At 55.6% G+C, this 1048-nt stretch carries 1 pseudogene; it reads left to right on the top strand.

Annotation, left to right across the window (positions count from 1 at the left end):
• Window positions 1-1008, top strand: a pseudogene (locus TRP66_RS23425) (IS3 family transposase); the annotation flags it as partial.
• Between the last annotated feature and the right edge of the window lie 40 nt (window positions 1009-1048).

The following is a 1048-nucleotide window of genomic DNA, read 5'->3' as shown; positions in this document are numbered from 1 at the left end:
GTACGAATCAGAACAGCTGGGTGGTGCCGGGATCGGCAAGCCGCTGACGGCCGAGCAGCAACGTATTCGTGAGCTTGAGCAGCAAGTTCGCGACCTGAAAATGGACAACGACATCCTAAAAAAGGCTACAGCCTTCTTTGCCCGCGAGTTGAAGTGATCCACGAGGCGGTTCACCAATTACAAGGTAAGGCTTACCCGGTGGCACGTGTCTGCCGATTATTGCGGATCAGCCGTTCCGGTTACTACGAGGCGATCCAACGTGGATTGGGCAAGGTAGTGGTCGACCCGAGTGAGATCAAGCTCAAAGCGCTGTTTTACCGTCATGAGCGCTGCTTTGGCAGTCGACGGTTGCTCAAGGCGTTGCAGGACGAAGGGATCCGCATGGGGCTCTTCAAAATCCGCAAACTCATGAAGAAACAGGGGCTGGTAACGACCTGGAAACGTAAGTTCACGCACACCACCAACAGCAAACATGATCTGCCTATTGCACCAAACCTGCTTGATCGGCAGTTCAATCCATCGAGCAGCAACAAGGCCTGGGTGGCGGACATTACCTACATCCGTACACGGAGCGGCTGGCTCTATCTGGCCGTGGTCATGGACTTGTACTCACGCAAGATCGTGGGCTGGGCAATGGCGCCTCACATGCGGGCTGAGCTGGTATGCAGCGCGATGCAGTTGGCCATCACACAGCGACAACCTGAGCCGGGACTGATTGCTCACTCTGATCGTGGCAGCCAGTACGCAGGCTCTGACTACCAGGCGTTGCTGGCACGTCACGGGATGCAATGCAGCATGAGCCGTAAAGGCAACTGCTGGGACAATGCGGTGATGGAGCGCTTCTTCCTGAACCTGAAGATGGAGCGCGTCTGGCGCAAGGATTACGCCAACCATGGTGAGGCTATGAAGGACATCACCGATTACATCGTGCGGTTTTATAACGAAGGTCGCCTGCACTCGACACTGGGCTATGTCTCACCAAACCAGTACGAACGCCAGCCGGCCTGAAATCACCTGCTGATGTGTCCGGAAAAAGTTGACCAGCACA

It is taken from the genome of Pseudomonas sp. JDS28PS106 (assembly GCF_036706555.1).
Classification (GTDB): Bacteria; Pseudomonadota; Gammaproteobacteria; order Pseudomonadales; family Pseudomonadaceae; genus Aquipseudomonas.
This window is presented reverse-complemented; position numbering and strand designations above follow the sequence as displayed.